The sequence below is a fragment of the Mucilaginibacter sp. P1_D10 genome, from assembly GCF_056406215.1.
This window is the reverse complement of sequence record NZ_JBFUAP010000014.1, coordinates 33,147-47,301: the sequence shown is the minus strand read 5'-3', so window position 1 is coordinate 47,301 and position 14,155 is coordinate 33,147. Positions and strand designations below refer to the sequence as shown.

Sequence of the window (14,155 nt, the reverse complement as noted above, 5' to 3'; positions counted from 1 at the left end):
TCACCTCCATTAAACCTTTCCCTACAATGCCGTCTAAGGAGTATAAATAACAGGTGTTGCCATGAAAAAAAATATCTATTTAATGCTGGCGGTAGCGTTCGTATCGGCACTGTCGGCCTGTAGCAGTTATAACTATTACACTGCGGCTGCAAACAAAACCAACTTAAGCAGTTACCGCACCTTTGCCTGGGCCCCCATGCAGCGCGATACCGGCAAGCAATGGCGCCCCCTTACCGAAATTGGTAACGGCAAAATAAAAGAGGCCGCCAAAACGGCCCTGCTGCAAAAGGGCCTCACTATTAATGAGCAAAACCCCGATCTGTTGGTTGGCTACGCCACCGCTACCGGCCGCGGCACCAAAATTACCTATTATTACACCCCAATGTATGGCGGTTATTACGGCGGCTTCGGCTACGGCTGGTACCGCCCGTTTGGCTATGGCTATTATGGCTACGGTTATCCTGGTTATGGCGCGGCTTACCCTGCCAGGGTGCCATACCGCGAAGGCACCATCATCATAGATCTGATAGACCCCAGAACTAACGTATTGGTTTGGCGCGGCTACGGCGTTGGCGAACTGCACGACCCAAAAACCACCCAGCGCGAGATACCAAAAGTGGTAGAAGGCATCATCAAGCAACTAAGCTTAGCGCCGCCGCTTCGTAAAGGTTAAAAGTTTAATTCGTTCAAGCACCTAATGGAAAAAAAAGCCCCTCCTGCGCAGTGCAGTAAGGGGCTTTTGCTTTTGTTTATTTTTCTTTTTGCCGAAAACCTTGTTGGCTTTTTATGAAGATGGTACACTGCGAAGATAAACGCTATGCCTGCAAGGGCAAATATCCGGGTATCTAAGGGCACGGCGCAGTCATCTCCGGGAGTGTCACCCCTGTGCAAATGTTATGCACGGGATGCTTAATAGTAATATTGGATAAGACCGGAAAAGTATTGTTGTTTGTTATTTCCAGCACCCACGTCAACCTAGTTTTTTATAAATTTACCTTTTCCTAACGATGCGCCGTTACTTTTAAGTACTTCTACAATGTATGCACCGGTTTTAAGGCTGCCGATATTTTCGCTCCAGTGACTGGTGCTGGATGTTTTTTGCATAACCAGGTTGCCCACTGAGTCATAAAGCTTGAATTTATAGGTTGCTGCCGAGGTTGATTCGGGGATGCTCACGTTTATCATTTCTGAGGTAGGGTTAGGGAACACACTAAATAACCCGCCGCCGGCGGCATTCTTATCGTAAAATATGGTGATCGGCTGCGAGTAGCTTATTTTGTTGTCTATATCGTTTTGTTTTAAACGATAAATATTATTGCCCGAATTTGGCGCATGGTCTACATAGTTGTATGCCGCGCTTCCATCGCTTTGTTTATCATAAAGGGGGGCATATTCGCCGGTAGTTTTGTTTAGCTTTTCCAGTGTAAAACCGGTGTAATTGCTTTCGTTAACGGTATTCCAGTTAATATTTACACCTTCCGTCACTTTGGTAGCCACAAAATTGGTAAGTACATACTGCGGCACCGGCTTGCGGTTGATAACCAGCTCGAAACGGTTACCGCCAAAAGTGCTTGTATCGGTTGAAACCAGGTTAAAGGCGTAAGTGCCGTAATGGCGAATATCCAACGAATCTTTCTTTAAATGATCTACCAGGTAAATATTATAAAGCGTATCTATATTCCGCACACCTTCCAGCTTTAAGTTATAGATGCCGGTTGCGGTAGCGGTTACGTTGAGCCATACACGGCTGCCGTTATGGTAATCGGGCAGGTGGTTTATAGCTGTTTTTGCCTTGTCTGAAGATAAACTGCTAATGCTTGTAATTGACGATGGCCCTGCTAAATATAATGCATCTCCTTCTTCAAATTTAGCCGAATAATCTTTGCGGTAATAAATTCCGCAATAGCCAAAAACGTCAGCATTTTTTTCAATTTTCATGTATAGCCCGGTAAGTGGCTGGTTGGTAGTTGGCGCAGGTAGTGCCATTTTGCGTTGCTGTGCAATAGATAAGCTGTTTGGCCCTAATTTTCCGTCAACAGCAAGCACTTGCGCTTGTGGTGCGTCCATGATAAGTGAACTGCCGGTAATTTGTGTGCTGGTGGCTTTTTGGTTCTCATTAAAAGTTAAGGTTGCACTTGTGCTTTTAGCATGCACTATAAAACCCGCGCCGCTTACCGCGAAACCATTGGCTGCAGGCGACGAAGAACCGTTGGTTGAATAGGCCACGTAATCCTGGCCGGTACCCCCCTCGCGTTTCGACAGCATATAAATTACATCAATGCTGGCGCTGTTATCGCTATAAAGCTGGCTTAAATTTAAGGTGGAGGGGTATGGGTTGCCTACCATATTGTACCCGGGGTTTGCTAAAGCACTATAAGAGAGTTTTCCGGCTCCGCCTGTGGGCGTGTACCAAAGCTTAACCGTAAAAGTGCCTTGGTTTATAAAGCCGTTATCGGTCATGGTAGCATCCTGCGGCACTATGGATGATGAGCCTGAAGAGCGTGTACTGGGGCCAACAAAGTACATTAAAAACCCATTACCAATTGGTATGGTTAAGTTGCTGATGGTGGCAGTAGCATCACTTGTATTAAGTGTGGCAACATCGGTAGCAGTTACTTTAATGACACCAACATGCTTACCCGATAGCGAGCCAATATTAGTGGCAGCAATAGATTCCTTGTATAGGTAAATGGTTGGGGTAACGCTTTTACCCGAAAAGCCTCCTGCCTGAGCTAACGCATCGTTGCTAAACACCCCACCGGTAAACGCCCCTGCATAAGCAACGCCGTTAAAAGTATGTTGGTTAAGGTATGCGAGATTGAAGGTGTTGGTATTGCTGATTGTTGCCGAAGTTTGGTTAACCGGCGATGATAAAAGGCGGTAACCGCGGTTAGAAGCTACGCCGCCGCCGGTAAGGAAACGTTGAACGTGAGCGCTCCCGCTAATGCCGGCACCGCTTGGCATTATAGCAACTGCTGCTGAACCATTGGCATCAGACTTTAATGTAAGTATTCCCCCCGTGGTTAGTATAGTGTTTGTACCCATTGTAAGCAACCCCGTACTCCCTACGTAAAACTGGCCGGTGCCCGACATGGTTTTTGCGCCCGTACCGCTAAATGTAACATTGTTGAATGTTGTGCCGTTAGTAGAGTTATCGGCCAATGCTTGTGGCGTAACGCCATTATCAAATATAATGGTACCCGCACCATAAGTAAACGTGCCGTTATTGGTATAAGTGTTTTTAAATGTTGTTGTACCCGTGCCTGCACTAAAAGTACCGGTTGAGGCGTTGGCGAATGGCCCTGTAACGGATAAGGTGCCGGGGCTTGCCCCGCAGTTTAAAGTGCCGGGGCCTACTGTTAGGGCGTTGCCAATAGTGTACGCTCCGGTGCCTGCATTCATGGTGCCGCCCACTATCTGGATATTCGTACCCACTGTAACAGTGCCGGCACTAAAATTCATAGTGCCCGAATTTTGCGTGATAGAACCAGTCATGGTCACGTTTCCAGAACCTTGTTGAAACGTTGCTGAAGTGCTATTGATACCACCTGTAGCGGTGAAAAGGCCAGCACCGGTTGTAAACGTGCCACCTGTTAAGGTGGTCAACCCACTAACAGTTAACGCACCGCTTGCTACAGTAAACGTGCCCGAGCTGTATAACGATCCCGCGCTAATAGTGCTGGCGCCGCCTGTAAAAGTACCGGTATTTGTAAAAGCGCCGCCTACCGTAATTGGGTTGGCATAGGTAAAGGCATCCACTGTGCCTGGTGTGGTAAGGTCATTAACTATTAGCAGTGTGCCCGCCGATTTACCTATTTTAGATCCTACACCTATTACAATTAAATTGTAATAGGTCCCCTTTGTAAGATCAATAGGATTTGTTGTGGTACCCGAGGCCGAGCCGAAGCCACCGGTGGTTGTAGCTGTGTAAATATTTGCATTTGCAGCGGTATATGTAGTGGTTGTAGGGCCACCGGTGGTTCCATAAAAGTTTACCGAGCCATACACTGCGTTTTGAATGCTAATGGGATCAACCGAATTTAAAGTTAGGGTTGGGTTTGTACCTGTGTTTGCTGTATTTATGATGAAATAAGCCGAGTTGGCAATACTTGGCGTACCCGAATTGGTTATTATAATTTTATCGCCTACGGTTACGTCGCCATCGTGTATGGCAAAAGCAGCCCTATTGGTGCCGTTAGAGGTTATTGTGATGTCTTCGCTTACATTCAGCTTATCTACACTTGAATAGACAAGCGCTTGCCCGGCTACACCGCCATTGCTATCATCTCCTACCTGTACATTAGTGCAGTTTATGGTACCGGTACCCGTTAAAGTGTTTGTATATGCAGTGGTGGAACTACTCAGTTTTTGTGTAATAGTGCCCGAAACCGTTAACGTGTTATTAACCGTTAAGGTAGTTACTTTTGTGGTGCCGAGGGTCATATTGTAAGCTACAGCGGCAACCGAAACAGTTGGCTGGTTGTTAAATGTTACCACACCAATACGGACGGGGGTACTGGCTGTTGGCACGCTGCCGATGCTCCAGTTACTGCTAACGTTCCAGGCCGACGAGGTATTGCCGTTCCAGTCTGCACTGTTAACAAAACTAATGACGCCGCTGGTTATGCCCGACGAGGTGTAAGGAATGCCTGTTTGCGAATTGTTTGGCTGCTCAAACAGGCGGCTTACTGCAGTTAGCGTAAAAGTACCTGTTGGTGGGCTGCCATAGTTAAGAATAGATTTTGTAGTTCCTGTAAAAAAATAGTATTGCGGGATAGACAAAGTACCATCGGTATTGCCGCTGCTGGTAACGGTATCGGCAAAGGCCGATACCTGCACCGCGCCCGATCCGCTTCCGCTAAGCTGTACGCTCGAACTTATCTGCCTGTCGGTAGTAGTGGAATAAAAGGAGTCCTTAGATTCCCAAAAGCCTCCGGTATTCGAAACGAAATAATCATTTAACCCTACCGACCCCGAACTGGTGAGGTACAACTGGCTTCCGAAAGCAAAATTGCCGCGCGATTGTATTTCGAAACCATAATAAATTACGGTTTGGTCTTGGGTATATGGCACAGGGGTAATGCCATTTGCCGCAGAATTAGCGCCAACCAACGTTAGTACACGTGTGTACATATCAAATTTATCAAACTGAAACCGGCGCGTTGTAGTGCTGGTTGCTTCCAGGTACGAATAGTAATAGGTGCTATAAGTGCTGCCGGTGGTACTGCTGGAAATTGTTACAAGTGTTTTTGCGGTGGTCATACCGGCAACAAACCTATCCATGTATATTGCCCACGAACCGGTCCTAAGCCTTTGTATCTTTATCATGTAGGCATTCTGGTCGTTGGGTAAGGCTGTAGACAGGAGGGGGTTATAGTGTAGGGCTATCGAGCCTGCATCATACCGATACCGCAGCACAAGGTTTGTACCAACGTGCGAAACATAAACCCCCTGCATGTTATTGGTAGTATAACCTTGCGCCATTAGCCAGTAACGCCATGAGTTATTGCCGGCTGTCATTACATCGGGGTCGTCGTTTGATGAAGTGGTGGTGTTTTTATAAACAAAATTCCATTCTAAATCGTTGGTTGCCAAGCTGGTGCCCGCGCCGCTCCCAATAAAATCCCAGCGGATAGCGCCAATTGCGCTCAAACTCTTGGATTCCAGGCTTACCGATCCATCAAGCGGGGATGTTGTAGATGCATCGATAGTAACCGAAGTGCCGCCTGCCGGGCGGGCGGCGTTGCCCACGCCGGATGCTCCTAATGAAGCAATGGTTCCTGCTGTTGCACTTTCAAAGTTGTTATAGTAGTAAGTCAGGTTATCACTCGTTTCCTGCGCATATGCTTTTGAGTTAACTATACTCAAAAAACTTGCGGCAAAAAACCAAAAAAGTAATATTTTCTTCACAGCCTTGAGTATTCAATATATAAATTTAATAGCCACAAAAAACAACGCAATTGTTGTGCAAATTACCGTACAACGTGCAATCAACAGCGATTAGTTATTATACGCGTAAAATACTCCTGAGGTTCGGTAATATTTACCAAATGAGCGCTTTGGCCTGATGCAGCGATAGTTGCAATATTCCCGCTTTTTGGGTAGCTGGTGAAAACGTTAACTGTTTTTTTAAGCGGGCGTATTGGAGCTGGATACCAAAGGGGAGTAATTTTTTTTCACCATGGCAATCGATAATAGTGTATCGCGCAATACCAATGGTTGGAGGTAACAGGAGGAGCCTGTTGCACAGCCGCTCTTATTTTAATTTGAAGGGCCTACTCTTTTTGAAGTGGAATTGGTTTGCACTTGTGTAGTTATACGTGTGCAATTTTTTGAAGGTTTCTGCTGTTGCGACACCCCAAAACGTATGGTTATACAATTTATGGGCTATGTTGTACATTATCAATGCGTTGTAAAATATCGACAACGCGTGTTCATTTTGTGCATTGTGTGCACAAAGGGCGGCAGGAAATAAAGAATGCAGTGTTTACAAGTATGGGAATTAAACGGCGGTCGCGCGTTGCTTGCTGTGCAAGCGATATGCCCCATAAGCAACAGCAATTACGGCAAGCAGTATAACCCAGGTATCCAGCGGTACGTTACAGCCATCGTAAGGGTCGCAGCCATCGGCAGGGGGGTCGCCTTGTGCAAATGTCATAGTTGGCATCATCAACAATAATGCTACTAATGGTACACAGATAAATTTCAAGTAATTTTTACGCCCCCTCATCTTCAATTGATTTTTACAAATTTAACGTTTTCCAAACGATGTTCTGTCGTTTTTTTCAAATCTATCACATGAGCCGCTGCTATAAGCCAGCCTAATGTTTCTCTCCGCTGCTAAAGCCCGGGAGGCACTGGGTAAGCATCTACAGATTCACAATCAGCTTACAACCCTGGCCTGCGCCGGTTGCACCTATTATCTTTTTATGAATTTGGCCTTGCCTAGAGATGCACCATTGCTTTTTGTCACCTCTATAATGTAGGCGCCGGGTTTAAGGGCGCTCACGTTTTCTGTCCAGTTGCTGGTGTTCGATGCCCTTTGCAGCAATAAATTGCCCGCTGTATCGTAAAGCCTCATTTTATAAGTAGCAGACGATTGATTATCGGGCACGCTTACATTGATCACTTCTGCCGTTGGGTTAGGGAAAACGCTGAACAGCCCGTTTATGCCTATCTTATCATAAAACACGATTACGTTGGCCGAGTAGCTTATCTTGCCGTCGATATCATTCTCTTTTAAGCGATATATATTATTGCCGGCATTTGGGGCAGGGTCTACAAAGCTGTAGTTGCCGCCGCCATTGCTTTGCCTTTCATAAATCTGTTCAAACCGGCCTGTTTTGCTGTTTTGCTTCTCCAGGGCGAAGCCGGTATAGTTGCTTTCGTTGTAAGTTTTCCAATCCAGCTTTACGCCGCCGGTAACTTTATTGCCCGTAAAGGCAGCCAGCACGAAAGGCGCTATCGGCCTTCGCTGTATCGAGAGTTCGAAACGATTTGCCCCGAAAGTAGTGGTATCGGTTTTAACCAGGTTGAAGGCATAATCGCCATAGCGGCGTATATCCAGCGAATCCTTTTTAAATTTATCTATCAGGTAGATATTATACAGTGTATCTATATTGCGGATGCCCTCTATCTTTACATGATACAAGCCCGTTGTGCTGGCGTTTACATTCAGCTTTATGCGGCTGCCGTTATGGTAATCGGGCATCAGGTTCACGGCGGTCTTCACACCATCGGCCGATAGGCTGGCCATGCTCACGGTTTCGGTTGGGCCGCTCAGATACCGGGCATCGCCATCTTCGAACTTTGCTTTATAATCCTGCCTGAAATAGATACCGCAGTAATCATACACCAGGCTGTCTTTTTCCATTTTCATGTATAGCCCGGTTATGGGCTGTTCGCCTTGCTGCACAGGCAACGCCATTACGCCTTGCGATGCGCCATTGCCCATTTTACCGTCAACGGTCATGGCATTAGCCCTTGGTGCGCTCATAATTAACGCGGTGCCGGTTATTTGCTGCGTAGGCGCTTTCTGCGCCTCATTGAAAGTTAAGCTTGCACCCGTGCCCGCCGTACTTTTAACGTGCACTATAAAGCCCGCGCCGCTTACCGCATAACCCAGCGCCGTTGGCGACGATGTGCCCCCTGGCGAATAGGCGACATAGTTTTGGGCGGTGCCGCCCGTTTTGGATCCCAACAGGTAAATACCATCTATACTTGCCGTATTATCTGTTAAAACCGTTTGCAGGTTTATGGTAGATGCATAGGGGTTGCCCATCATGTTGTAGCCCGGCAAACTTGCTGCCGAGTTAGACAGCTTGCCAACGCCGCCTGTTGGCGTGTACCACAGGTTAGCTGTAAAGGTGCCCTGGTTAAGGTATCCGTTTGCGGTAAGGATAGCATCGGTAGGTGGGCCGCCAAAGTTGGCGCTGCCGGTTGTACGCGTACTTGGCCCCACAAAGAAAAAAAGGAAGCCGTTGCCGATAGGTATAGAGGTGGTAACGGGAGGGTCGGTAGCATGTGTGGTAGTAACGGTGGCCGTAGTACCCACTGTGGTGCTGGTGGTGCTGCCGCTAGTAGTGATGGCCGCGATTCCCACGTGCTTGCCCGTTAAAAAGCCAGTATTGCTTGATGGCAGCGTTTCTTTATACAAATAAATAGTGGGCGTAGTATTGGTGCCGCTAAAGCCGCTGCCGTTGCCGCCCGGGCCACCGGTGAAAGCCCCCGGGTAGGTAATATTTAAGTAGGTATGGTTTTTAAGATAACTAAGCCCGAAGGTATTGGTAGCGGCTACTGTTGCCGATGTTTGGTTCACCGGCGACGACATTAAACGATACCCCCGGTTTGCTGCCAAACCACCCCCTGTTAAAAAGCGCTCTACATTTACGTAACCATCTATTTTGTACGCGGGGTTGGTAATAATACTTACAGCGGCGGTTTGCGTTGCCGAACTTTTTAAAGTAAGGGTGCCGGGGGTAGCAACCACCAGGTTCCCTTTGGTGATCGTCAGCAGGCTGTAAATAGCCAAAGTATCATTGTTAATGGTTAAGGTTCCGGCGGCAGAATTATTCAGTTCCATGGTACCCACATGGGCATACCCGGTAGATGTTGAGCCGTTGTAGCTTTGGGCAGCACTGCTTCCGTTCCAGGTTATTTTTGATGTGTTTAAATTATTCCAGTCTATTTTTCCGGTACCCTGGTTATATATATTGCAGGCAACGCTTAAATTGGCGCTCAGGCTTACAGTGGCCGTTCCGCTTAGGGTAAGCCCGTAAACAGCAGCATCACTGTTAAGTGCAATGCTTGTTCCGGTAGGGATAATTAAATTGGCAGTGCCATCAAAGGCAGGTGCCTGGTTGGTTGTTCCGGCGGTAGTGTTATCCCAGTTGGCAGCATCGGTATAAGTGCCCGTAACCCCTTTATAGGTATAAGTTAAGGCGCCGGGTATGGCCGCTGCGTTGGTAATATTGGTTAATGTTGCGCCAACAGTTGTAAATGTTACCGGGTTATTTTGATTGCCATATTCTGCTTTAAGCCAATCGGTTGTTTTGGCCACATTTGATACCCTGGGTTCATCAATTACCCCGTTAAAATTAAAGTTGTTGGTTCCTCCTCCTTCGCCAACTCCTATATAAAAGCTTGCATTGGCCGATGGATTATTGGTGATTGTTAAAGTTTTATAGGCTACTCCATTTACATAAGTGCTAAGCGTTGTACCGGTGTAAACACCTTGTACATAATACCAGGTGCCGCTGGCCAAAGCCGTAGGGTTGGGTGTAGTGAGCCTGTTGGAAGCAATGCCCGATTCCACTTCCGGGTAATTAGTTGTAAAAACACCAAGCTTATAGCCGCCGGAGAAGCCTCCCGTTGCGGCCTGGTTTGTCATTATTTTTTGATCGAGCCCGCTAGCCCCTAATTTAACCCAGGCCGATAAGGTAAAAGCCCCGGTAACTGATACGGCGTTGGTGGTAATTTTTTTAGTCGATCCGTTAAAGCTGTAGGCGGAGCCAATTTTACCGGTAACAAGATCGGCAGATGTCATTCCGCTTGTTGTACCGGTATGCCCGCCGGCGGTACCATCTGCCACCGAACCTGTATAGCTTGCCTCGTTAAAATGGAACACGGCCTGATAGTCGCTTGCCCAGGTATTCGCAAAAAACGCGGCGTTATGCGTTACCGGAGGAGATTTTGATCCAAAATAAAAGGTTATGGCATTGTTTGCCGCATACGTTAAACTGGGTATTTGTACCCACACCAATAAGGTGCCGGTAGTTTGGTTATAGCTTTCTACCTGGTAATACAACTCGCTGGCACCGCTTACAAATGCAAAATCATAGTTGGGGCCGTTTGGGTTTTGTACCTTATCGGCACAGGTATTTGAAATGATCAAATCGTTATCCTGTATACTTAGCAGTGCCGGAAAATTGGTAAGGTTTGAGGTAATACCAAGCGAAGTTGTGTTTAGCGTAATGGCATCCTGGAAGGCGTAGTTGCCGTATGAGGAAACCACCGTAACTGATTGTGTTGAACTATTTGAACACCCGTTGGCATTGGTGATGTTTAGCGTTATTGTTTTTGTGCCTGTTGTGGACCATTGCACATTAAAGGGCCCCTGGCCTGTACCCGTTGAAGGTGTACCGCCATTAAAATCCCAACTGTAGGTGGATGTTGAAGGATCTGTTCCTGTATAAGTAATGCTTGCTGCAGAGTTAATACTAACTGTTGAGGTAGCGGTAAATGTAGCCGATGGCGAGGCATTTACCACCCCTGTTACACTCAGTTGCGAGCTACAGCCGCTTGTGCTGGTTACGGTAAGTGTGTACACCCCGGCGTTTGCAGCAGTAACGCTGGCTATAGTAGGGTTTTGCAAAGCCGAGGTAAAGCTGTTTGGCCCCGACCATGCGTAGGTAGCACCGGCTACCGTATTGGCTTGCAAGGTCATGGTGCTGCCTGCACACACCGGCGCGCTGCCGCCCCCGTATAAAGCGTAAACCTGCGAAGCCGTTAACTCGCTATTATAAATGGCAACATCATCCAACGACCCGTTAAAATATAAACTGGTAGGGACATTTGGCCAGCTGACCATATTATCATACCCAATCTTCCAGTAGCCGGCAAAAGATTGCGAGGTTTTCATGGTGGCATCAGTAGCCTGCAATACACCATCTACATACAGGTTGGCCCCGTTGGTGGTAGATTCGGTGGCAACCACATGGTGCCAGCTGCCATCGGCATAGCCCGTGGTGGTATTTATAGTTTTATAGGCCGATGGGTAAAGGCCAAAATAAAGAAGCCCGGCGTTGTTCATGTAAATATGGCGGTCGTTATTACCGCTCGCTCCGGTTTGACTTGCGCCGTAACCTATCAGCCTGCCCCCCGCCGAACTGGTTTTAAACCACATGCTTATGGAGAAATTTTGCGGGCCGGGTGATGCGATAGATGTAGTTGTGGAGACGTATTGGTTGGTACCATTAAAGCTATAGGCGCTGTTTGCAGCGCCGTAATGATCGGTAGTGAGCGTAGGCGAATTTTGCAGCGTGCCGTTATTGCTGTTGCCAGATACATCGCTGGCGTTACCGGTAAACGGGTATGAAAGGTATAAGCCCGCAGCTGGGCTTGTAGGTACGCTTGCAAGCGCTGGCCCCGAACTGTTAACTACGCCTGTTACACTTAACTGCGATGTACAGCCGTTTGCACCGGTTACGGTAAGTGTATATACCCCCGCGTTTGCTGTAGTAGCGCTGGCTATAGTTGGATTTTGCAAAGCCGAGGTAAAGCTGTTGGGGCCTGTCCAGGCGTAGGTAGCGCCGGCCACCGTATTGGCTTGTAATGTCATGGTGCTGCCCACGCACACCGGCGCGCTGCCGCCCCCGTACAGAGTATAAACCTGTGCGGCGGTTAACTCGGTTTTATAAATAACCACATCGTCCAATGATCCGTTAAAATAATAATTGGTTGGAGCGGTTCCCCAGAACGCCATATTATCATAGCCTATCCGCCAGTAGCCAGCATACGACTGGGAATTTGTCAATGTACCATCAGTGGCCTGCAGCACGCCGTCCACATACAGATTGGCTCCGTTAGTAGTCGATTCGGTGGCCACAGCATGGTGCCAGCTACCATCTGCATAAGAGGCAGCAGTATTTATAGTTTTAAGGGTACCGGACATATACAACCCAAAATAAATTTGCCCGCTGTTGCCCATAAAAACCTGACGGTCATAACTTGTGCTCGATCCGGTTTGCAGGTTACCGAAGCCTACCAGCTTGCCACCCGCTGAACTGGTTTTAAACCATACGCTGATAGAAAAAATTTGCGGGCCGGGCGATGCAGTAGATGTAGTTGTGCTAACATACTGGCTTGTACCATTAAAGCTATAAGCGCTGCCCGCTACTCCGTAACGATCTGTAGTGCTTGTTGGGGCGTTTTGCAGTGTGCCATTATTGCTGTTGCCCGATACATCGCTGGCGTTACCGGTAAAGGGATAAGAAAGATATAAGCTAGCCGTAGGGCTTGTAGGCGCGGTGGCTATGGCGGGCGAGGCATTTACGGTTGCCGTTACCGCAGTACGGGGGGTACTTGTTGCGCCGTTTTGTGTATAACTTACATAATAAATAGTAGTAGCCGTTATGGTTGGCGTAGTATATGTTGCACCTGTTGTCAATGCAGAGCCGCCCGTAAGCGCCGCGTACCAGGAATATACCCCGCCAGATGGCGTGCTGCCCGAAGCCGTAAGCGTTACTGTGCCCAAGTTACAGGTTGAACCGCCCGTACCGGTAGGGGCGGTTGGGTTTACGGTTATAGTAACGGTAGTAGTTGCAACGGTGGCCCCACTATAGGCTGTAACGGTGAAGGTGGTTGCAGCCATTGCAGCTGTTGGCGTGCCGCTGATAGCGCCTGTAGAGCTGTTAAAGCTTAAACCCGCCGGTAAGCTGGCACTCAAAAAATACCCCCCGGTTGGTGCAAATTTATTCATCTGGTTAGAATAATAACTTGATACAAACATGTTCCCGCTTTTGTCAACGGCAATCCCCTGTCCATCTGTAACCGTTCTGCTGGTAAGCAATGTGCCGCTTAAATTATACACCTTAACAACATTAGTAGCCGCATTATCAGATATATAGATATTGCCGGCACCGTCAATGGTTATGGCCTGCGCCGATGTAAACCCGCTAAGAAAGGTTGATTGAAATGTGCCGGCCGAATTATATTTGGTGACATTGCCGCTGCCATTATTCAACACATAGATGTTGCCCGATGCATCTGTAGCCACCCCAAGAGGGGTGCTAAAATTGGTAGTTGGTAACGAAAGTAAAAGCGTGCCGCTGGTGCTGTATTTTGTTACCGTAACAGCGCCCTGATCTGCAATATAGATATTATCCGAGGCGTCAATAGTAATTCCCAGCGCGTAATTTAAGCCGCTAAGTATAGTAGATTGGTAAACGCCGCTCGAGTTATATTTATATACGCTGCCTGTACCAGGCGTAGCACCCAGGTTTAACACGTAAGCGTTGCCCTGCGAATCAAAAACCAGGTCTTTTGGAAACGACATTGTAGCGCCTGTTCCGAAGGTACCTAAATACGTACCAACTGAATTATACTTGCTGATGGTATTATTGCCGCTGTTGGTTACATAAATATTGCCCGAAGCATCAATAGCTATTCCACGGGGATTATTTAAAGTAGCACCGGTAAGTGCTGTGGCGGTGCCAAAGCCAAAAGCCCCAACCGGGCCGCTGCCAACGGTAGGCGTAAGGGTTGTAATAGCTGTACCTACTGTATAAACATTGGTTGAGGGACTATAGGTTATAGTAAGGGCAGCCACATGATTCCCCAGCATCATCAGAGCCATTAACAAATAAAAATAAAGTACACGTACACTCATCGGTTAATGTTAAAAGGAACGGCTGTTTTATTTATTAAAACGAACATAATAGGTTAAATGTTTCAATTATCAGGCCTGTTTTTTCTCGATGGTTAAATATTATCACCAGGGGCGGTTGCCAAAAAGTTGGTTTAGCGCAAGAATCAATACGGCATCACGTTATATGGTGTAATTATCAGATATCCTTTGTGTTACCGAATGAAACTTATCGCCTTTTTAACACTTCAAACCAGCTATAGTATTCGGCTGAATACACTTAAACTTTAA

The 14,155-nt window shown here is 47.3% G+C and carries 4 protein-coding genes; 1 reads left to right on the top strand and 3 read right to left on the bottom strand.

What is annotated here, in order from left to right; genetic code table 11:
* The first annotated feature begins 61 nt into the window (after positions 1-61).
* Positions 62-673: a DUF4136 domain-containing protein gene (locus AC1DYT_RS20625; protein ID WP_477471406.1), complete on the top strand. Its 612-nt coding sequence runs from the start codon at positions 62-64 to the stop codon at positions 671-673.
* Positions 674-975: 302 nt separating this feature from the next.
* Here the strand turns inward: AC1DYT_RS20625 and AC1DYT_RS20620 are convergent, their stop codons facing one another.
* The 3 genes from AC1DYT_RS20620 to AC1DYT_RS20610 all read right to left on the bottom strand — a co-directional run bounded on the left by AC1DYT_RS20620 (position 976) and on the right by AC1DYT_RS20610 (position 13,888).
* Positions 976-5,910, bottom strand: coding sequence for a T9SS type A sorting domain-containing protein (locus AC1DYT_RS20620; protein ID WP_477471405.1), 4,935 nt, complete (start codon positions 5,908-5,910; stop codon positions 976-978).
* A 592-nt stretch (positions 5,911-6,502) separates the two neighbouring features.
* Complete coding sequence (locus tag AC1DYT_RS20615) at positions 6,503-6,658, bottom strand: hypothetical protein (protein WP_477471404.1); 156 nt, start codon at positions 6,656-6,658, stop codon at positions 6,503-6,505.
* A gap of 261 nt (positions 6,659-6,919) precedes the next feature.
* Positions 6,920-13,888 carry a DUF2341 domain-containing protein gene (locus AC1DYT_RS20610; protein WP_477471403.1) on the bottom strand — a complete coding sequence of 2,323 codons (6,969 nt, stop codon included), beginning with the start codon at positions 13,886-13,888 and terminating at the stop codon, positions 6,920-6,922.
* Between the last annotated feature and the right edge of the window lie 267 nt (positions 13,889-14,155).

Excerpts from the sequence above, each read along its gene's own strand:
- AC1DYT_RS20625 (WP_477471406.1), top strand. The coding sequence starts at position 62 with ATGAAAAAAAATATCTATTTAATGCTGGCGGTAGCGTTCGTATCGGCA.
- AC1DYT_RS20615 (WP_477471404.1), bottom strand. The coding sequence starts at position 6,658 with ATGACATTTGCACAAGGCGACCCCCCTGCCGATGGCTGCGACCCTTAC.
- AC1DYT_RS20610 (WP_477471403.1), bottom strand. The coding sequence starts at position 13,888 with ATGAGTGTACGTGTACTTTATTTTTATTTGTTAATGGCTCTGATGATG.